Source organism: Priestia sp. FSL W8-0524 (assembly GCF_038005965.1).
GTDB lineage: Bacteria > Bacillota > Bacilli > Bacillales > Bacillaceae_H > Priestia > Priestia zanthoxyli.
This window is the reverse complement of record NZ_JBBOUG010000001.1, coordinates 339,422-358,877: the sequence shown is the minus strand read 5'-3', so window position 1 is coordinate 358,877 and position 19,456 is coordinate 339,422. Positions and strand designations below refer to the sequence as shown.

Annotated in this window: 19 protein-coding genes; 7 read left to right on the top strand and 12 right to left on the bottom strand. The window is 38.8% G+C overall.

The window, feature by feature from the left end; translation table 11 throughout:
• Positions 1-9 precede the first annotated feature (9 nt).
• From NST66_RS01855 to asnB, 7 genes are all read right to left on the bottom strand, one after another.
• A complete protein-coding gene (locus tag NST66_RS01855) occupies positions 10-1,524 on the bottom strand; it encodes an alpha-amylase family glycosyl hydrolase (RefSeq protein ID WP_340843041.1) in 1,515 nt (504 codons plus the stop codon).
• 149 nt (positions 1,525-1,673) lie between these two features.
• A complete protein-coding gene (locus tag NST66_RS01850) occupies positions 1,674-3,074 on the bottom strand; it encodes an ammonium transporter (RefSeq protein ID WP_034327384.1) in 1,401 nt (466 codons plus the stop codon).
• Positions 3,075-3,111: 37 nt separating this feature from the next.
• Positions 3,112-3,453, bottom strand: coding sequence for a P-II family nitrogen regulator (locus tag NST66_RS01845; protein ID WP_340843040.1), 342 nt, complete (start codon positions 3,451-3,453; stop codon positions 3,112-3,114).
• Positions 3,454-3,638: 185 nt separating this feature from the next.
• A complete protein-coding gene (locus NST66_RS01840; RefSeq protein WP_034267741.1) occupies positions 3,639-4,487 on the bottom strand; it encodes a phytoene/squalene synthase family protein in 849 nt (282 codons plus the stop codon).
• A 59-nt stretch (positions 4,488-4,546) separates the two neighbouring features.
• Positions 4,547-6,004, bottom strand: a complete 1,458-nt coding sequence (locus NST66_RS01835; RefSeq protein WP_028412406.1) for a phytoene desaturase family protein — start codon at positions 6,002-6,004, stop codon at positions 4,547-4,549.
• A complete protein-coding gene (locus NST66_RS01830; protein WP_034267744.1) occupies positions 6,001-7,533 on the bottom strand; it encodes a phytoene desaturase family protein in 1,533 nt (510 codons plus the stop codon). The genes NST66_RS01835 and NST66_RS01830 overlap by 4 nt, the downstream gene beginning before the upstream one ends.
• Before the next feature lie 315 nt (positions 7,534-7,848).
• Positions 7,849-9,696, bottom strand: a complete 1,848-nt coding sequence (gene asnB / locus NST66_RS01825; RefSeq protein WP_028412408.1) for an asparagine synthase (glutamine-hydrolyzing) — start codon at positions 9,694-9,696, stop codon at positions 7,849-7,851.
• A gap of 171 nt (positions 9,697-9,867) precedes the next feature.
• Here asnB and NST66_RS01820 point away from each other — a divergent pair, with 171 nt between their 5' ends.
• Positions 9,868-10,428 (top strand): DUF2777 domain-containing protein, encoded by a 561-nt coding sequence (locus tag NST66_RS01820; RefSeq protein ID WP_033578020.1) that lies wholly within the window; start codon positions 9,868-9,870, stop codon positions 10,426-10,428.
• A 41-nt stretch (positions 10,429-10,469) separates the two neighbouring features.
• Here the strand turns inward: NST66_RS01820 and NST66_RS01815 are convergent, their stop codons facing one another.
• Complete coding sequence (locus NST66_RS01815) at positions 10,470-10,817, bottom strand: DUF1516 family protein (RefSeq protein ID WP_014461635.1); 348 nt, start codon at positions 10,815-10,817, stop codon at positions 10,470-10,472.
• A gap of 78 nt (positions 10,818-10,895) precedes the next feature.
• Positions 10,896-12,068 (bottom strand): DUF418 domain-containing protein, encoded by a 1,173-nt coding sequence (locus tag NST66_RS01810; protein ID WP_340843039.1) that lies wholly within the window; start codon positions 12,066-12,068, stop codon positions 10,896-10,898.
• Positions 12,069-12,266: 198 nt separating this feature from the next.
• Between NST66_RS01810 and NST66_RS01805 the strand changes: the two genes are divergently transcribed.
• The 6 genes from NST66_RS01805 (at position 12,267) to NST66_RS01780 (ending at position 14,496) form a co-directional block, all read left to right on the top strand.
• Positions 12,267-12,488, top strand: a complete 222-nt coding sequence (locus tag NST66_RS01805; RefSeq protein ID WP_028412411.1) for a spore germination protein — start codon at positions 12,267-12,269, stop codon at positions 12,486-12,488.
• A 30-nt stretch (positions 12,489-12,518) separates the two neighbouring features.
• Entirely contained in the window at positions 12,519-12,794 is a 276-nt protein-coding gene (locus NST66_RS01800) for a spore germination protein GerPB (protein ID WP_029324687.1), read from the top strand.
• A gap of 89 nt (positions 12,795-12,883) precedes the next feature.
• On the top strand, positions 12,884-13,600 hold the full coding sequence (gene gerPC, locus NST66_RS01795) for a spore germination protein GerPC (RefSeq protein ID WP_047751663.1): 717 nt from the start codon (positions 12,884-12,886) through the stop codon (positions 13,598-13,600).
• Positions 13,597-13,773: a hypothetical protein gene (locus NST66_RS01790; RefSeq protein ID WP_013055355.1), complete on the top strand. Its 177-nt coding sequence runs from the start codon at positions 13,597-13,599 to the stop codon at positions 13,771-13,773. The genes gerPC and NST66_RS01790 overlap by 4 nt, the downstream gene beginning before the upstream one ends.
• Before the next feature lie 12 nt (positions 13,774-13,785).
• Entirely contained in the window at positions 13,786-14,217 is a 432-nt protein-coding gene (locus NST66_RS01785; RefSeq protein WP_028412413.1) for a spore germination protein GerPE, read from the top strand.
• A 60-nt stretch (positions 14,218-14,277) separates the two neighbouring features.
• Positions 14,278-14,496 (top strand): spore germination protein, encoded by a 219-nt coding sequence (locus NST66_RS01780; protein ID WP_013055353.1) that lies wholly within the window; start codon positions 14,278-14,280, stop codon positions 14,494-14,496.
• Positions 14,497-14,542: 46 nt separating this feature from the next.
• On the opposite strand, the gene NST66_RS01775 is transcribed toward NST66_RS01780, so the two are convergent.
• From NST66_RS01775 to NST66_RS01765, 3 genes are read right to left on the bottom strand one after another with little or no spacing between them, the layout of a single operon-like run.
• On the bottom strand, positions 14,543-14,848 hold the full coding sequence (locus NST66_RS01775) for an HNH endonuclease (RefSeq protein ID WP_033578017.1): 306 nt from the start codon (positions 14,846-14,848) through the stop codon (positions 14,543-14,545).
• A gap of 14 nt (positions 14,849-14,862) precedes the next feature.
• Positions 14,863-18,255, bottom strand: a complete 3,393-nt coding sequence (locus tag NST66_RS01770; RefSeq protein ID WP_340843038.1) for an SMC family ATPase — start codon at positions 18,253-18,255, stop codon at positions 14,863-14,865.
• Complete coding sequence (locus NST66_RS01765) at positions 18,252-19,436, bottom strand: exonuclease SbcCD subunit D (RefSeq protein ID WP_033578015.1); 1,185 nt, start codon at positions 19,434-19,436, stop codon at positions 18,252-18,254. The genes NST66_RS01770 and NST66_RS01765 overlap by 4 nt, the downstream gene beginning before the upstream one ends.
• Between the last annotated feature and the right edge of the window lie 20 nt (positions 19,437-19,456).

Genomic DNA, 19,456 nt, shown 5'->3' with positions numbered 1-19,456 from the left:
GTTTGACAACTACGACGCGCTGTCCTTTTTATGAGATTGAGAAATTTTCTTTTCTTTTCTTCTTTTTGACGATGCTTTGTACAAAAAGATGCCAAATCCCGTATAAACAGCGGCAACCGCTGCGATATATCCTATATTGAGCCCTGACTTTTTCACTACTTTATATACATTTGTCGTCTCAGGCTCCAATGAAATGTTGTATACATCGTCAACTGGTCGTATAATTCCTTCCGTTATTAACCCTCTTAGTTCATTTTCTTTTCCAACTTTTTTAAGCGGGACATTAATGGCTGACGTTTCCTTTGTATTATTAATCACCACAAACGTCGTTTCGTCCTTATACCTTCTCTTGTATACGGCCACACCTTTTTGCTCAGACACAATGGTAAAGCTTCCTTTTCGAAGAGAAGGCGATTTCGCTCTAAGTTCAGCCAGTTTTTTTAAATGATCTATAATATCGGGATTAGCTAAAAAATTCATCATGCCATAATTTTCTGCTCCCTTTCCCCCATTCAGCGCAATTTCTGTTCCATAAAAAACGATCGGTACACTCGGCGAAGTATAAAGGTAGGAAAGCCCTTGCTTTGTTCGGGCTCCAGGATGGTTTTCACTCTTTAATGCTTTTGCTGTAAAACGTGTGCTATGAACATCATCTAAAAAATTGGCTAAAGGCAAATTACTTCCTTTTTCCCACTTGTCATACAACATTTTCTGCGGACGATTAGTACCGCTAAACGTAGCAGCAGTGGCTTCGGCTAGCGTTCTATCTACAAGCAAATCCATTCCTAATGAATCAGCCTGCTCACTTTTTTTTAATGAATGCCCGTTTATTTCTCCTATTAATAGAAAGGAAGGATCCATGCTTTTTAACGTCTGAGAAAAAGATGAAATAAATGCAGAAGGAGCTTGATCGATATCTTTAACGTAATATCCGTCAATATCTGTTTGTTTGCTCCACCAGGCAGCATTTTTAATAAGGTATTTCTGCACGGCGCTTTCTTTTAAGTTAAGGTGAGGCAATGCTTTAATTACTTCGTTATCCGTACCGGATTCATTACTTACCCATGTTTGTTTTCCTTTATCTGCTATCCAGGTATGATTGTTACTGATTGTCAAAGGAAATTCGACCATAATTTTTATATTGCACTCATGTGCTTTCTTCACAAGATTTCGTAAGTCTTTTAACGTTCCAAAATGATCGTCTATTTTATAATGGTCGGTCACCGCATATCCATGATAGCCTGTCTCATCATTTTCCATAAAAGGAGTCAATAAAACAGCGGTAAATCCCATCTCTTGAATATAGTCTAACTTTTGTGCTACTCCCTGTAAATCGCCTCCATAATAGGCATCTGAGCGTTCATAGTTAACATTTCGATCATTCTGTTCACTTCCGTTATAAAAACGGTTAATCACCAATGAGTATATCACCTCATCACGTATATCTTTATGATCTTGCGCTGAGGCGCTGCTTCCAAAAAGCAATAATAGTATAAGTAGCATACTTGTCCTTTTCCATTTCATCTATTCCCCTCCTATAGACGAACTGTTTCAAACTCACTTTTGTTTCCATTATAACGTTAACGCTTACATTATTGTTAAATAAGTTGATAAAAACAAAAAAAGTGATTAAAAGTTTTTACTTTTAATCACTTTTTTCTATCTATATACTGCTATATCGTCTCATTTACGTTCGATATATGAGGTTTATCCGATACTTTACCCACTTTATTTAATCGATCAATCAATCCAACACCAAATTCAGGATGAAGATTGCCGTCTCCTGTCGCTACAAAACTTTCACGAAATTCGTATGCGGATGAACCGTGTTCAGCAAAATCTAAACCAGCAATTTCTTCTTCGCTTGATACTCGAATGGAAGAAAAACGCGTGAGAACAAATAAGAATAACCCAACCGTTCCAATTGTCCAACCCATCACAGCTATAATTCCAAGAGCTTGAATACCTAATAGCTGTACGCCGCCACCATAAAATAAACCGTTAGCTGTATCAAACAGCCCCACTGCTAACGTCCCCCAAATACCGCAAATTCCATGAACAGTAATAGCGCCAACTGGATCGTCTAACTTCATTTTGCTATCGATAAAATGCACAGCTTCTACTAGAATAATTCCTGCAATCAGCCCAATGACGATCGCACCCGGGATCGATACGTTTGCTGTTCCAGCTGTAATCCCTACAAGTCCAGCTAAGGCACCGTTTAATGTTAAGCTAGCGTCAATACGTTTGTAGCGAAACTTTGTGTATAAAGCAGAAGACAGGACTCCGCATGATCCAGACATTAATGTTGTTGCAATGATTCCCGGGACAAGAGCAGGATCGGCTGCTAATGTACTTCCTCCATTAAATCCAAACCAGCCAAACCAGAGGATAAATACACCTAATGCGCCAAGCGGAATGTTATGCCCTTGAATAGCATTGACTTTTCCATCGCTTCCATACTTTCCTAGACGTGCTCCCAGAAAAGTAACTGCTACAGCCGCACCAAGAGCCCCAGTCAAATGAACAACTGTCGATCCTGCAAAATCTACGAAGCCTAGTTTGGACAACCACCCTCCTCCCCATACCCAGTGACCTACAACTGGATAAATCACAGCTACCATCGCAATCGTGAGCATCATATAGCTGGATAGTTTCATACGTTCCGCTACCGCTCCTGAAATAATCGTAGCGCACGTTGCTGCGAAAACAATTTGGAAGACAAAAAAGCTCATTTGATCGCTTTCTCCATTTAAAAAGAAACCGCTTGAACCGATAAACCCTCCTTTTGAATTTCCAAACATAAGGGCAAAACCAATCACAAAATACAATACGGAAGATACAGCTACCGTTAGCATATTTTTCATTAAGATATTAAGCGAATTTTTCGAACGAGTGAAACCTGTTTCAACCATCGCAAACCCTGCGTGCATTAAAAACACAAGCACTGCCCCAAACATTACCCACATCATGTCAATTGATGCACTGACTGATTCGACAGTTGGATCAGCTGCATTAACGCGTGTTGCCGCCAACAAACTAATAAACAAAACCGCACTAATTTTCTTTTTCAACGCTTAACTCCCCCTCTATTAAAATAACACTCTCTTTTTATAAAATAGCCTCTACACCTGCTTCTCCTGTTCTAATTCGTACAGCATCCTCTTCCGGATAGACAAAAACCTTTCCGTCGCCTATTTGGTTCGTAGAACAAATTGATTGAATGATCTTAATGACTTCATCAACTTGTTCTGCTTCTAAAATCATTTCTACCTTGACTTTAGGTACTAGTTTGATTTCAAAACTTTGTCCCCTGAACAGTCCCTGCTCTCCTTTTTGCTGACCGCAGCCTGCCACTTCTGAGACTGTTAATCCGTTTATTCCTACTTCCTCTAATTTTACGCGCAGTGCTTGAAATTTTTCTGGACGAATGATAGCTTCCACTTTTTTCATTGTAACCCCTCTTTCATGTTAGTTTTATTAACATTTAACGTTATATATATTATCATATAGATAATTTTCTGAATATTCAAGTTAATATGTGATAAAAATGAGACTTTTTTCTTATTTACATAATAGTTAACGCTTTCATATCTCTTCAAAAAAAAGTAACGCAAAGGAAAAGTAGCTCCTTTGCGTTACCCCGTAGAAATAGATGTCATAATTTGCTTTTTCACTTGACTTGTGACAAAATGCTTTTCTGTAAATACTTCATAATGTTCTTTTCGAATTTTATCAAGAATCGCTCGGTATAAATGCGCCGCTCCTGTAAGAGGTAAACGAGAAGCCACGGGATATTTATGAATCGACTGAAGCCCTTTTATATAATACATTTCTGCTTCTTTGGCCAGGTGCTCCCACATTTCTATAAATTCAGAAGTGACCCACCGGTTCTCTAATAGCGTGCGCGTATATCCGTAAGAATTCATAAGGTCTTTCGGTAAATAAATGCGCCCTCGCTCTAAGTCTTCCCCCACGTCTCTTAAAATGTTGGTCAGCTGCATCGCAATGCCTAACGCAACTGCTTCTTCTTCTAATTCTTTATGAGTAGTTGGAGCTAAAATCGGTAAAAGCATTAGCCCTACCGTACTCGCTACATGATAGGAGTATGTTTTCACTTCATCAAGCGTATCGTATTCTTTTTTTACTAAATCCATTCGCTGACCGGTAATCATATCGTCAAATGCTTGAACATTCATTTCATATTGTTCAAATACATTGCGCAGAGCTACCCACATGGCGCTTTCGTTTAATAGTTCTCCATTTTTAAACCGAGCAAATTCTCCTTCGAATTGCTGCAGCTCTATTTCAGGATTACTTCCTTCATCTACAATATCATCGACTTGACGGCAAAATGCATATACCGCCCATACTGCCTTTCTTTGTTTTGACGGCAGCATGGAAAAAGCTTTGTAAAACGTTTTTGAGTTTTCTTTAATAATTTCTTCACACTGAGTGTACGCTTTGTCTAACGAAATGTTCATCATATAGGACCCCTTTCTCTATTAAAGGATAAACCATCATTTCCTTATGGCTTCACAAGATCTTAAGAGAGCTTTGCAACCGTTTGAATAGACGATTGTTCAATAAGATGATCAGCCAACATTTTTGCTCCTTGCATAACAATTGGCACGCCTCCGCCTGGATGTATAGATGCTCCCACCGCAAAAACATTTTTATATTCGTACGGCTGGTACTGAGGTCTGAATACACCTGACTGAAACAGCTCAGGAGCAATACCAAAGCTTCCGCCTTCGTAAAGTCCAAATGCTTGAGCATCATTTGGCGTGCGTACTTTTACCCATTCTATTTCTTTACGCAGCTCCCCAAACCCTTTTTCTTCCAAAGTTCGAATGATTCCATCAACAAAATCTTGCTGATTGCTCCAATCAATGTGGCCACCTGATGGAACCGGTACAAGTGCATATAGCACACTTTTTCCTTCGGGAGCTAGGGATGGATCAATAACAGAGGGATTAAATGTATAAATAGCGGGATCTTCAGGAATCGTTTTATGCTTAAACACTGCTTCCATATGTTTAGCCAAATCATTGCCCATAAAGTATTGATGCACATTGTGATGATCATATTTTCTCTTCAAACCAAGATAAAGCAGCAGACAGCTGGACGAAGGCACATACTTCTTTTCTTTTTTTTGAGCAATTTTCGCCATATTAGGAAAGTCGCCATTTAAAATCACTTGATCAAATGGGTGAAGTTTTTCGTCAACAATAACCCCTTCTGTCTTGTCTCCTGATATAGAAAGCTCTTGAACCACCTTATTCAAATGAATGCTTACACCTTGCTCTATCAGCGCCTTTTCAAGAAGTGGCACAAGACTTGCGTATCCCCCTTTTACGTAATAGATGCCATGAGCATGCTCACTGTAAGGAACAAGGGAATAAATAGCTGGTGCCGAATAAGGATTCCCTCCAATATAGAGAGATTGCAGCGAGTAGGCATCTACTAGACGTTCATCATGGAAATACGTTGAAACAAATTTTCTCATTGATTTATTTGCATTCATTTTTTTTAATGCCTTAATGTTTTGCCATGTCCAAAAATCTCGTTTATTTACAAATGTTTTTTCCAAAAATGCATTACTTCCTAATTCAAATCGCTTTTTTAATTCAGTCATAAAACGCCGGTAGTTTTGCTCTTCGCCTGGAAACAAACGGCTAATCTCCTCTAACTGATCTTTTTCAGTCGCTTTTTTTGTATAGGTCGTACCGTCTGGAAAATGAATATCATAAAGTGGATCACAGCGTATTAGTTCATATTGAGAAGCAGAAATGCCCGCTTCATCTAAAATACGTTCAAGCATTAAAGGCAGCAAGACAATCGTGGGACCTTCATCAATTTTATAACCGTCTTTTTCTACAAACGCCAGCCGGCCGCCCAGCTTGTTTTCTTTTTCGAAAATATCAACAGAAAAACCTCGTTTGCTTAATAACAAAGCGGTAATTAAACCGCCTATGCCGCCTCCAACAATTGCTGTTCTCATAATGCACTCTCCATTTCCTTCATGGTTTTAAACGGCTCATTCAGTAATTGTCCGTCTCTTTTTAAGATGAGCTTTGTCGTAATGCGGGATGATTCCAGAATAGTTGGTAGACCGCTCCCTGGATGAGTTCCTCCTCCAACTAGCCAGCAATTTTCTAATTCTTCAAATTTATTATGCGGACGCAGTACCATCATTTGAGTGAGCTGATGTCCAAGGTTAAATGTCGCTCCTTTATAGACCAGCACGTCTTCTTCCCACTGCTTTGGTGAAATGATTTTTTCAACTTCAATATGACTCTCTAAATCTTTGAAACCCGTTTTCTTTTCTACAATTTTTAATACTGCATCTCGAAAAGCTTTTTGTTTTTCATCCCAGTTTACACCGCTGAAATTATTTGGAACCGGCGCTAAAATATAAAGAGCAGACTTTCCTTCTGGTGCTAAAGTTGGGTCTGTTACACTTGGGTTTTGAATGTAGATGGAAGGGTCTTCTGAAAGAGCTAACGTTTTTGTGATCTCTTCTACATTTTTTTTATAATCTTCAGCGAACACAATCGTGTGATGAGGCAGATCTTTGTACTGTTTGTCTATGCCTAGATAAATCATAAAAGTGGAACAAGAGTATTTTTTCTTTTCAAGTTTTTTAACTGCATATTTTTTAAGCGTACCTTCATCTATTAAATTCGTCATGGCATGAGCAAAATCTCCATTGATAATGACGTCGTCTGCCCCTATTCGCTCTCCATTTTCTAGAATAATTCCTTTTACTCTCTTATTTTCAATCCATAGTTTTTGAACACCTTGGTTTAAGTGGATGTGCCCTTGATGTTCTTCCACTACTTTTGCCATTGCTTGAGATAGCTGATTTACTCCTCCTATCGGATGGAAGATACCGTAGGCATGTTCCATAAACGATAAAATAGAAAAGGCTCCTGGACATTCCCAAGGGGACATTCCCAAGTACTTCGATTGAAAAGTAAAAGCTAATTTCAATTTCTCATCAGTGAAATACTTGCCAAGTACATCATAGAGCGTTTTACCTAAGGATAAATGCGGCAGTGCTCGAATTGCTTCAGGCTTTAAATAGTGATGAAAACGATCCATCTGGCCTTGCAATAAAGGCAGCAAAGCCGCCATCTTTGCTTCGGTGTCTTTCATAAAGCGCTCATAGCCTTCCCCGTTTCCTGGGTATAAACGTTCGATTTCTTCTTTCATCTTTTTATGGTTATCCGTCATCTGAATCTGTGCATCATCAAAGATAAGCTCATACATGAGATTTAGACGTTTTAAGTCCATATAGTCATGCGCATTGCGATTAGCAGCTTGAAATAATTCTTCAAAAATCTGTGGCATGCTCAAAAATGTAGGACCCATATCAAACGTATAACCTGACATTTTAATCGCTGAATTTCGCCCGCCCACGTATCCTTGCTTTTCATATACATCTACTTTATAGCCATGACTTGCTAACAGCATTGCTGCCGCTAGTCCTCCTGGACCTGCTCCAATCACGATTACGTTTTTTTGCATACATACACTCCTAATCTTATACAATAGTTATACAAACATTATACAAAGCTTTATTATTAAACACAACGATAAACTGCTTGTCTTTATTCGAATCATAAAATTACCAATAACTAAACCATGAAAATATGACGTTTGTACCATTTTTCCAGGGTTTCAGTACACTTTCCCTTTATTCGGTGCTTTCAAGCTTTTATTTTATATCTATGTAAAGTTATACAAAAATAGACTGCGGTCTTCTTCTCTACTTAAACGTATAAAAAAGAGAAATGGATGACTGATTTCATAAAAAAAACCCTCTGTACTGAGAGGGTCCTGTCATTCAACAATTTGAATATTATTGTGAGTAAACCAGACGTGAATTTGAGCTAGATGAGCTAGCAGCTGAGGCCCTGTCATTAATTGACCAAACCACGGCGCTTTAAATCCTTCTCCGCCTGTATCAATAATATGCTTTAACTGCTGCTTATCAAAAAATTCATAAAGAGGTGACTGTTTATCTTGTAAAAGAGATTGAAGCCATACAGTTACAGCTTTTGTATAAGCTGGGTTATGCGTTTTAGGGTAAGGGCTTTTCTTGCGATAAAGAACGTCATGAGGCAAAATTCCTTCAAGCGCTTTGCGTAAAATCCCCTTCTCTTTATTGCCCGTCATTTTCATCTCCCATGGAATATTCCATGCATATTCCACAAGGCGATGATCTGCAAAAGGTACGCGTACTTCTAAGCTCGCTCCCATGCTCATACGATCTTTACGATCTAATAAAGTTGTCATAAACCAAACCTGATTTAAATAAAACAGCTTTCTCCGCTGCGCATCTTCTAACGATTCACCTTCTAATTCAGGCACTTCCTTTAACGTTTCTTCATATCTTGCACGTACATAATCTTCTAACTGTAATTTCTTTCTCCATGAACTTTGCAGCAAATCAATTCGAGCATCTAATGAGCGCATCCACGGGAAAGTATCCGAAGACAAATCGTGTTTTCGGTGAAACCACGGATATCCTCCAAAAATTTCATCTGCACATTCTCCTGATAAGCTCACGACAAAATCTTGTTTGATTTCACGGCAAAACCAAAGCAACGATGAATCTACATCAGCCATTCCAGGAAGATCTCTCACCTCTACAGCCTCTGTTAAATGCTGCACAAGGTCCTCCGTTGAAATAATGCAGCGATGATGATTTGTTTGAAACGTATCGGACATGAGCTTGATATAAGTTCCATCAGAATTTGGCTGAAACTCATTTGCTTTAAAAAATTTATCATTGTCTTCATAGTCGATAGAATACGTATGAAGGGAGCCCTTGCCGCTTTCTTTGAACGCATTTGCAGCAATTGCTGTAATGGCGCTTGAGTCCACTCCACCTGATAAAAATGTACAAACCGGGACATCCGACACTAGCTGTCTTACAATCGCGTCTTGCACTAAAAATTTAACTTTTTCTGTTGTTTCAGCCAAATTATCTGTATGCTGCTCACTTTTTACGTTCCAGTATCGCCAAATCTTCAATCCGTTACGCGTAAGCGTGAGCGCGTGAGCCGGGCGTAATTCATTTATATTTTTAAATACGCCGTGGCCGGGAGATCGAGAAGGTCCTAAGCCAAACACTTCTGCTAATCCATCTAATCCTACTTCTGCTTTTACCTCAGGATGAGCTAATATCGCCTTTAATTCTGATGCAAATTGAATTCCACCTTCATAAGATCGATAGAATAAGGGCTTCACTCCCATTCTGTCGCGTGCTATAAATAACTTTTCATTGGCTTCATCCCAGATCGAAAAAGCAAAGATACCGTTAAAATGATCTACGCATGATTCTTTCCATTCTATATAAGATGTTAGAAGTACTTCCGTATCTGAATGTCCCTGAAATTGATAACCTCTTTTTAGTAATTCTTTCCGAATATCTTCCGTGTTGTAAAGCTCTCCATTATAGCAAAGCGTGTAGAGCTGTTCATTTTTTTCTCGCGTCATCGGCTGTCTTCCGCCTTGAGGATCTACTACAACTAAGCGTTTGTGCCCAAAAGCAACATGCTGCTGTGTCCATACGTTGGTGTCATCAGGACCTCTTTTCGATAAAGTGTCAGCCATTTTTGTTATTGTTGCTGTTTCATTTAAAAGCGATCGCTTTAAATCGACCCAACCCGTTATACCACACATCGTTTATCATCCTTTCTTTCACGCTCTTGTTTATGAATGAAATAATGCCATTGTATGCACGCAGTAGTTACAGTTGAATTGTCCTTATATTTTATTTTTACTTTTCAGTTATAAAGAGAGCTTTTTTAGGCAATAAAAAAATATGGATAAATTTCACACGGAGGTTTGATTATGAATCATTATTCTAAACAACAAGCTATGAACAATCAGCCGCGTTCCTTCGTGATTGGTACGGTTGAATGTGTTGATTCACAGTGGATTTTCTTTGAAGATGAAAGTGACGAAGCTTCCATGCTTCATGAAGTAATGGATGAGACATTAGAACTTCTTATTGATACACGCTGGGAAAAAGCCATTATGGTTGATGACCGTCAAATAAAGCTTCACGATGGAACGTATTTATTGCGAAATGGGGATAAGCTAAGACTGACTAAAAAGCTACCTTATGCATACGAACAGCTTCTTCAATCACTACCGAAAGAGACCTTTTTATCATTCACTCAGCACTTAAATTCATTAAAATTCTCTCTTTATGATTGTATTTACTGTCACAACACATTATGTTTTTTACCGACAGACGGTGATACAAAAGGTGCTAATTTTATCATTTATGACAATGAGGAAAAAATTTGTGCCGTTCAGCATTTATTCGAACGAGGCACGCATTACCTAGACCGATTTGAATATACCGTTAACGATGGAGAACGTTCAATGAATCTTTTTTTAGATTAAAGCAAAATAAAAAAGCTATCTTGTTTAAGATAGCTTTTTTATTATCCTAGTACAACATATCCGTAATAGAACACTAAGATAAGCGCAATTGCAAGAACTGCCCAAGCAACGCCTGTACGCTTGCCTTTTTCAGTACGAACAAGTACCATTTCCATTCCCACAAGCACTAACACTCCGGCAATTCCTTTAATAAGAGCTGCGCCTTGAAAATGATACCAAGCTGCTAACATATGCAGACCTGACACTAATACTAATAAGTATAAAAGTCTCGCTACCATATGTAAGATTTTTTGACCTTTAGCTTTACCTGCTCGATGTAAAATCAACGAAACCACAAACGAGATAATCAATAATGTCCAAAGCGTTACATGAATATGTAGTGGAGCCATTCATCTCACGTCCTTTCTGAAAATATCATATCATGAAAACCTTTCCTTCACCAATAATAAAAGGAAGGAAAAGGATTTTTAGCAACTTCGTCCATAAGTAGCATACCGAATGAGTTTTTCAAGGGGCCCATCTAAAAATAGGCTCATCCATATCCAGCTTCCCAGCAGTTGAATAAAAATGATAATCGCCGCAATAGACAACCCTTCTACAATTGAAATATGCCCATAGTATCCTAACCCATATGAGTAAAAAAGAAATGTACATACAATAGACTGGACAATATAATTAGTTAAAATCATTCTTCCCAAAAAAGCAAATGGCTGCATGACTTTTTGAATAGATACACTTCGCATAGCTAATGTAACCAACGTTACAATAAAAATTGCTCCTGCCGTTCCTCCAATTGTATCGTGAATATAAGATGTGGCTACATTGTGATCTAAAGCATAAGGCAATACAGATGATGCTCCATATACGATGAATGAAATAAGACAAATCCACTTTGTCTCAACTATATATTCTTCTATTTCTTTAAACCATTCGCTTTTTGCTATAAAGCCGCCTAATAAAAACAGCGGAAATAGTGATAAAAACATAAAAGGAACCGTATTTAAATTATACGCGTAGTACCAATCAAGCAGGCGCTGATGAAAGATTGATTCAAAACTTCCGTGTCCATATACTTGAAGAGCTTTATCAATAATTGGCTGGTAAATTCCTGCCGCTGTCTCTCCTTCATTAGCAAAAGCAGCTACTGTTAAAATAACAGTCATAATTACAGCGTAAATACTAAATATTCCGGTTCCCCACGCTAATAACACTTCTTTCTTTGCTTCTTGAAAAAACAGCATAATCAAAGCAAAAAAGCTGTATATCACAATCATATCACCATGCCAAATAAATAAAGCATGAATGGCTCCAACGATAAGCAAAGCCGCCATTCTTCGTACATAAAAAGGAGTAAAACTTATTTGTCTTTCATATGTACGCTCGAACATTTTCATAAAACCAAACCCAAACAAAATAGCAAGCAGCGCGTATCCTGTCTGCCCTACAACTATATCAACTAATCCGTTAGCAACATAATTCATTCTTGAACCGTCCAACAAATTATTGTCGTAATACGAAGCAGGCGAATAAAAATTCGGCATGTTTATGAGCAAAATACCGATAAGCGCAATTCCTTTTAATACATCCGCCGCTTCAATACGCTGTTCTTTATCAGCTGCATTCATTTTAAAACGTTTCATTCTTTCACACCTTACATGATTTCATTATTGCCTTCACATTATATCGAACGCAAAAGTTTTTCTTCAATGTTTACTATTTCCATTCCTCTTTTTAATGTTTTACTTCTCCTCTGCATATAGATAAGGAAAAAGCATTAATCACCTTTTTATCTAGGCTTCATATGCTGTTACTAGACTAAATTAAAAGGGTGTTTGCCTATGCCTGCCATTGTTGGTGTTGTTAATCTTAACAGTGTTGGTTCAGCCAGCGTCTTTCATATTGGAGATGTTTATACAATAGCCCCTATTTCCACTGCTAAAACATATGCTGGCGCAGGTTCGTTTAATACAGGTGACGGATTATATGTTGTGAATCAGCAGAGCTCAACCAATACGTCAGACAATGACGTAAATGACCAAAATGTTGCTGGAAATCTATAATAGAAATGAAGCTCATACAGGAGGATGCTTATGAACTTTTACGTGAATCAAAGTATCTGTATTCAAAGTATGAAAATCAGTGCCGTAAGTAACTCTTCGGTACTTCAAATTGGAAGCGTAGGTGTTATTAAACCGAACTCAAATCTCTTTAATACAGGAGGATTTACAGGCGCTGCACCTACCGAAACAAAAAAAGGCATTCTTGGATCTGTTTCTCCCTCTACCTTTACTCCCGGAACCGGTGCTGGCACTGCACCCGCTCCTTTTTCACAGTCGTTAACTCCCCCAGCTCGAGACAACGACTGACATGTTACAACCTTCATCGCCATATGTATATATATAACTATTTTCTTTATCGGGAGATAAGGGAATCGAGGTGATTGAAGGTGGATAACATGAACTATATTCAGCAGGTTCATCAGTATGTTCAGCAAATGTCTTCGTATATTCAGCAGCAAGAAGAACGCATTGCTCAGCTTGAAAAAAACGTACAAGAACTTCAGCAAAAAATAAAAGAGTTAGGTGAACAGCCACCTATTAAAATTGATAAAATTGAATATAAATTTGAACAGTTAAAAATTGATTCTTTAGATGGAACATTAAATATTGGATTAAACCCTCTTACACCCGATAATTTAGAAGATATCATTATTAATGAGAAACCAGAAGTAACATTTCCGCAAGGAGCTCAGCCACAAGGTCAGCAGCCTCAAGGTGAGCAGCCGGGACAACCCGGAGGTCCTGGACCGCAAAACCCCAGCTTAAAACCATTGGATCGCCAGCTAGAAAAGCAGTGGGTCTCTGATATTCATGAAACGATTTTAAATGAGCTTAATCAATATGGATTTTCTATGGTTCAACATGTGCTTGATGAGCGCTCGATGATGATTGATGAATCGTACTACGAGTTTATTTTAGAAGATATTAAAAAGCAGCTGCAGCAGCGGATTACTTTTTATATACAGCAAGTTCAGCCGGAGGAAATGGAACGGAATTTTGAACAAATTAAACCGCAAATTATCGGTAAACTTTATGAAGATATGAAAAAAGGAATTGACGCATTTTTAACATATTTACCTGAATCTTTAAAGAAAGGTGGACCCCCTTCATGAACTTTAACGTTGTAAACCGTGAATTGCTTGTTGGAGACGTTAGTATTACAGGCGTATCTTCTTCTTCTCTTTTTTTAATTGGTGATGCAAATTACATCTCTCTCTCTTCAACATTTGATACGCCAGCGGAATCTTTGATTATCGGTCCTTATGTTCCACTATCATTATCATAAAGGAGCTTATGTATGCTTTCACGCACATCTTCTGTTAATTATATAGAAATTAATTCCTTGTCAGCGAGCTCTTTTTGCCAAATTGGAGATTCAACAGAAATTCACCTACTTAATAAAGCGTTAGCTGATCGGAGACAGTATCCATTTTTCTACGGCAGAGAAGGAAATTTTGATGATTATGCTATCTTTAGTGAGCCTATTCCCCATGGCGACTACGAACCTATTCCCGTTCAAACATGGAATGAAATACCTTTGATACGCGTTAACAGAATTGATATAAAAGGATGTTCATTCTCGTCAGTTATTCATGTGGGCTCAACGTGCAATGTTTATGCAGAAGCTCGCATTAAGCATATTCGTGAACTGATCAACGATGAACCTTCAAAGGAAGCTGAAACAGGAGCTTCAAAGAAAGCTGCTTCAGAAGCTAGCGGCAGTGAGTGAACCTTTTAAGAAACTGCTCATATACTAAACTAATATCACGAAAAAAAGGGTGTGAACCTCATGCCAGCAATAATCGGACCCGTTAGTATCACGAGCGTCGGGGGCGGTGTCGTAACGTTTGGAGATACGTTCTATGTTTCTCCAAAAAGCGCTGCTAAAACAGCCTCAGGCTCCGGTTCTTTAAATACAGGTAACTTTGTTAATACAAATAACGGCATTTCAGGAACAAATACGTTAGATCCAGATTTATTCGATCAAAATATAGCGGCAAATGCTTAAAAAAACCCCTTATCTTTGCTATTAAAGCGGATAAGGGGTTTGTTATTCACCTGGATTTTCGGCTGTTTGATTTTTTGGTTTTAGGTAATTTAGAAGAAGGCTGTTTACGAATCCATTTAATAAAAGAGCTAATTTTAGAATCAGCTTGTAATAAAGAAATCGTATTAAGACGAATGGCTAATTCATCATTTGTGTATAACGCATGAATTTGTTTATGACACGGAATACATAAGTTTGCCGTCGGTTCAAACGCTCCGCCCATTTCCTTTGGCGTTAAATGATGTACGGTCGTCAAGACATCCTGCCTTCCGCATAATTCGCATGTTCCTATTCGCCTGTCTTTTTTCTTCATATAGATTTCCTTCCCTATAAAGTTTCTACTCTTACACTAGTTCCTTTGCCAGAAGGCTCGGACGGCTCAACAATCAAACGTTTTGGCAGACGAGCACGAAGTTCTTGTACGTGACTGATGACTCCAATTGATAAATTATTGGACTGAAGTTTTTCAAGCGCCGTAACCACGGTATCAAGAAGCTCTCCATCAAGCGTTCCAAATCCTTCATCTAAAAAGAAAAACTGCAGTGGATATTCTCCTCTTAGCTGTATTTGTGCAGATAATGAAAGGGCCAGAGCGAGGGAAGTTAAAAATGTTTCCCCTCCCGATAAAGTTGAAACCGGACGTTTTACGCCTCCATTTGCATCATCTCTCATGATAAAGCCGCCTTGTGAATCAACTTCAATCGCATAGCGCTGACGTGTTAATATACCCAGACGCTCTGAAGCATCTCGGCTAACGGACATCAGCTGTTCTTCAGCAATATATTCGACGAAAGCATTTCCTTTAAATACTGTTTGAAGCTTTTGATACTGTTCAAATAACGCTTGTTTTTCTTCACGGTCCTGTTCAAGCACTAAAAATCGCTCATGCCGTTCTTTGACGCTTTTTAACGTTTGCTCAGCTGCTCCCTTGAGCTGAACGGCTTCTTTTACAGCGGCTTTTATATCATGAAGCAGCTGCTGAGTTTCTTCAAATTGCTGCTCTTCTATGGACTGGTGATTCAGCTGGATATTTAACTGTTCAACTGATGACTTCATCTGTTTTATGTTGTCCCAATAAGCCTGAACAGTTTCATCCAACAATTTCATCTCATCGTGTGATAACAAAGCTTGCTGAACTTCTTTTTCTTCGCTGAATAAAGAATTCCCTATCGCTTCTTCCCATTTTCCAGCTGCTTTTTTATACTGGATATGAGCTGTTTCTAGAGATTCGCTCGCTGCTTTTTCATCCATTTGCAGCGTTTGATACGCTTTTTGAACAGTCTGCCAATGTTGATACGCCTGCTGTTCATTCGTCTCTAACTCCGCAAGTAAGTGAACTGTTTTTTGCAGCGCTTGTTCAATATCCTCTTGATCTGTAAGCGTACGCAAGCGTTCAATTTGCGAGTGAACAAGAGATTGTTTATGAGACAGCATTGCTTTTAATTCTGTAAATTCTTTTTCGCCCGCATATTTTTCTTCTTTTAGACGTTCGATTTTCTTTTGCTGATTTTCAAAAAATACGCTGCTTTTTTCAATTCGAGCCTTTATTGTCTGCTCTTCTTTTTCTCGCTCGTTTAGCTGTTCATTAATTTTTTCCATCTCTTCAAATACAAAGGAAGGATAATCTTGTTGAAAAGCTTCTCTTCCTGCTTGTAACGCTTGTTTTTGCTGAGTGACTTTTCTTTCCAATTCAGCTTGTTCTTTTTGATAATGAGCAAGCTCTAATTCAATCTTTTCAAGACTTTGCTGGACCTTTTGTACCTGCCCGAGAATTGCATGCTGTTTTTCGCCTACCTGCAAATAATCCTGCTCAAGAGATTTAATTTCAACTTCTATTTTCTTAGCATACTGACCAAAGGCATCTGTACCCATTTCTCCTAAAGCAGGAACTTGGCCAGCTTCATTCATAAACCCAGCTAAATCAGGTATTTTTTCAACAAGAGGTTTAGCAAGCTGTTCAAGCTGCATTTTAAGCGACGAATAGCTAAATCGCTGTTCACGCAACTGATTGACTTGATCTTCGAACTGATCCGCTGATTCTACTGTACCATTTTCTTCTTTTTGGTTTAACACGGGGTTAGGATGATGCTCAGAGCCACAAACTGGACAAGGCTCTCCTTTAGTCAGCTGCTCAGCTAATTGATGAGCCAGACGATGTGACCATTCTTTTTCCTTGCGTCTTTTTAGATCACTCATTAAATGATCCGCTTGTTGAAAAAGCTGCTGAAACTCTTTTTCCCGCTCACATACAGTGTGATACAAGCCTTGAATATCCGAAAATAACTCTTTACTTCGTTCTATTGTTTGCTGATATCTCTCTTGGTGTGTTTGTTTTTGTGTATGCAAATGCTGAAGCTGTTCCGCTTTTTCTTTATACGTTTTTTGGCCTTCATCTAGATTTTTTTTATCATTATTCCATACTTGATAACGGTAGAATGCTTGCTGAACAGCCTGCCGATAATCAGGTTGAATCTCCACTTTTGTTAATGCTTCTTTTAACTCTTTTTGAAGGTTCAGACCCTGCTGATACCGCTTATCCGCTTCTATTAATTCATCATTTTTCGTTTGAAGTGCCTGCTGCTTTTGCTGAAGAGAAACTTCCGCTTCTTTTACTTCTTGCTGCCCATCTTTAATTTGTTTTTGAAGATCAGAAGCTTGTTGAAGCTGTTCTTTTTGAACAACTAATTTGGGCTGCTGTTCATTTTTTTGTAAGCGAGCCTGCTCATATAAGCTATTCGATCGCTTATATTCCTCTCTTTGCTGAACAATTTGCACTTTTAATTTTTCTACTTTATCTTTATAAAGCTTCTGCTGTTTTTCAGCTTGTTCAAATGTTTCTAAATAAGGAAAAAGACGCTCTGCCTGCTGCGCTTTCGTCAGCAAATCTTGCTTTTGTTTAATCTCCTCTTCCTGCTTAGAAGCATGCACTAGTTTTTCTTCTAACAGTGTTTTTTCCTGCTGCGCTTTCCAAAGAGATGCCTGCTGATCGTATCGTTCCTGCAAATCAGCCGCTTCTTTTTCTCGTTTTTCCAAAAGTACAATGCTATCACTTACAAGCTGCTCGGCTTCTGTTACTTTCTCTGTTGAAGCTTCACCTAATCCCGTTTGTTCTGCCGTGATTTTATCTAGGTCTGTTTTTAGCTGCTGAACTTGATAGCGTATTTTCTTACTAAGCTGATCTCCGTACTGCTCGAGATTAAAAAGACGCTGAAGCATTTGACGACGTTCCGTCCCTTTTAACGATAAAAACTCTGCAAATTTTCCTTGTGGTAATACAACAGCTCTTGTAAAATCATCAATTGTTAAACCAAGAAGTTCCTGTACCTGCTGGTTTACATCATTTGTTTTATCCGCTAATACGTACGTTTCATCTTCGATTTCAATCAATCGACTGGAAGCTGATTTCACACGCAGCTCATCTGTCCGTTTAAAGCTTCGTTCAACAGTATAGCGTTTTTTATGACTAGCGTTTTCCAGCTCGAACGTAAACGATACTTTCAGTTCATTTTCCCCGTGATTTAAAATTCCTTGTGTATTATTGGCTGCACGCTCTACTTTTCCGTATAAAGCTAGTGTAATGGCATCCAAAATGGAGGATTTCCCGCTTCCAGTAGGACCAAATATTCCAAACACACCGCCTGAACACAGCGCTTCAAAGTCGACAGTTTGTTTTTCTCTAAAACTGTGAAGCCCCGAAACGGTCAAGTTAATAGGTTTCATTTTTCATCCTCCTTTCCCGATACTTCTTCATCGTTAATCAAGGTTAAAAACAGTTTGACTAACTCATCATCAGGTGCCCCTCCGCCGGTTTGCCTGCTGTAGAACTTTGTAAACAGTTCTTCGATCGGCACTTCGCGCTGTGAACGTGTTTCATGTGCTAGTTCTTCTGCTTTGAATACCGGACGAATATGAATAAAGCCTGGATGAAGCTTGCGAAGTCGATGGATTTCTTCTAGTGAAAGTGCATCTTCTACGTGAACTTCTAAATCAACCCATGCCTGCGCATCTTTCTGTTCATCAAGCCACGTATATACTTCTGCCAATCCGTTTTTTGCTTTCCAACGCGTCAAAGGCTTTCCGCTAGATAATGGAATTTCCGTCATTTCAACCTCTTTTCCTGGCTGAGCATCTAAAATGGTAACAGACTTTGCATATCCTGACTCTGAAAAGCTATAGGCAAGAGGTGACCCAGAATATCTTGCAAAGGTGTTGGCGCGATTGATCATTTGCGGGCGATGCAAATGTCCTAGAGCTACATATTGAGCATTAGCAGGCAAACTAGTTGCCGCCACCGTATAAGCTCCTCCTACTTCAATTGGACGTTCTGAGTCCGTTGAACTTCCGCCTGCTACGTAAATATGACTCATCGCAATATTAACGGTATCTGTTGTGAACTGCTCACTCATTTTATCGAAAATACCTTTTACTCTGGCATCGTATGAATTTCGAAGAGCCAGCTCATCATTTTCTTCTGCTAACAGTTCCTTTAACCTTGATTCAGATGGGTAAGGAAGAGCCGCAACCTTTAATATTTCATCTGATGTAGGAATGTGAATGCTTTCTACATCGGTAGTAGGCAAACCAAGAAGTATAATATTTTGATGAACAGCTAATGGAGAAGCCGCCGACAGCCGATCTGGGTTATCATGATTACCTGCAATAACAATAATTGGACGTTTTCCATTGTTGCTCAACCTAGACATACTTTCGTAAAAGAGCTGCTCTGCCGCTGCTGGAGGGTTAACCGTATCAAAGGCATCTCCCGCCATGAGAATAGCATCTATCTTTTCTTCTTCCACAATGTCTGCCAGTTCATCTAAAAACTGTGCTTGCTCAGCTAGACGGCTTCGACCTTCTAACGTTCGCCCCAAATGCCAATCCGCTGTATGTAATAAACGCATGTTACTCTCTCCTTATTGGT

Bases quoted from the DNA above. Each gene is read 5' to 3' on its own strand.
- NST66_RS01775 (WP_033578017.1), bottom strand. From the start codon at position 14,848: ATGAAGAAAAAAGACAGGCGAATAGGAACATGCGAATTATGCGGAAGG.
- NST66_RS01810 (WP_340843039.1), bottom strand. From the start codon at position 12,068: ATGAAACGTTTTAAAATGAATGCAGCTGATAAAGAACAGCGTATTGAA.
- NST66_RS01835 (WP_028412406.1), bottom strand. From the start codon at position 6,004: ATGAGAACAGCAATTGTTGGAGGCGGCATAGGCGGTTTAATTACCGCT.
- NST66_RS01820 (WP_033578020.1), top strand. From the start codon at position 9,868: ATGAATCATTATTCTAAACAACAAGCTATGAACAATCAGCCGCGTTCC.
- NST66_RS01780 (WP_013055353.1), top strand. From the start codon at position 14,278: ATGCCAGCAATAATCGGACCCGTTAGTATCACGAGCGTCGGGGGCGGT.
- NST66_RS01765 (WP_033578015.1), bottom strand. From the start codon at position 19,436: ATGCGTTTATTACATACAGCGGATTGGCATTTGGGGCGAACGTTAGAA.
- NST66_RS01805 (WP_028412411.1), top strand. From the start codon at position 12,267: ATGCCTGCCATTGTTGGTGTTGTTAATCTTAACAGTGTTGGTTCAGCC.
- NST66_RS01800 (WP_029324687.1), top strand. From the start codon at position 12,519: ATGAACTTTTACGTGAATCAAAGTATCTGTATTCAAAGTATGAAAATC.
- NST66_RS01830 (WP_034267744.1), bottom strand. From the start codon at position 7,533: ATGCAAAAAAACGTAATCGTGATTGGAGCAGGTCCAGGAGGACTAGCG.
- asnB (WP_028412408.1), bottom strand. From the start codon at position 9,696: ATGTGTGGTATAACGGGTTGGGTCGATTTAAAGCGATCGCTTTTAAAT.
- NST66_RS01815 (WP_014461635.1), bottom strand. From the start codon at position 10,817: ATGGCTCCACTACATATTCATGTAACGCTTTGGACATTATTGATTATC.
- NST66_RS01855 (WP_340843041.1), bottom strand. From the start codon at position 1,524: ATGAAATGGAAAAGGACAAGTATGCTACTTATACTATTATTGCTTTTT.
- gerPC (WP_047751663.1), top strand. From the start codon at position 12,884: ATGAACTATATTCAGCAGGTTCATCAGTATGTTCAGCAAATGTCTTCG.
- NST66_RS01840 (WP_034267741.1), bottom strand. From the start codon at position 4,487: ATGATGAACATTTCGTTAGACAAAGCGTACACTCAGTGTGAAGAAATT.
- NST66_RS01845 (WP_340843040.1), bottom strand. From the start codon at position 3,453: ATGAAAAAAGTGGAAGCTATCATTCGTCCAGAAAAATTTCAAGCACTG.
- NST66_RS01770 (WP_340843038.1), bottom strand. From the start codon at position 18,255: ATGAAACCTATTAACTTGACCGTTTCGGGGCTTCACAGTTTTAGAGAA.
- NST66_RS01785 (WP_028412413.1), top strand. From the start codon at position 13,786: ATGCTTTCACGCACATCTTCTGTTAATTATATAGAAATTAATTCCTTG.
- NST66_RS01790 (WP_013055355.1), top strand. From the start codon at position 13,597: ATGAACTTTAACGTTGTAAACCGTGAATTGCTTGTTGGAGACGTTAGT.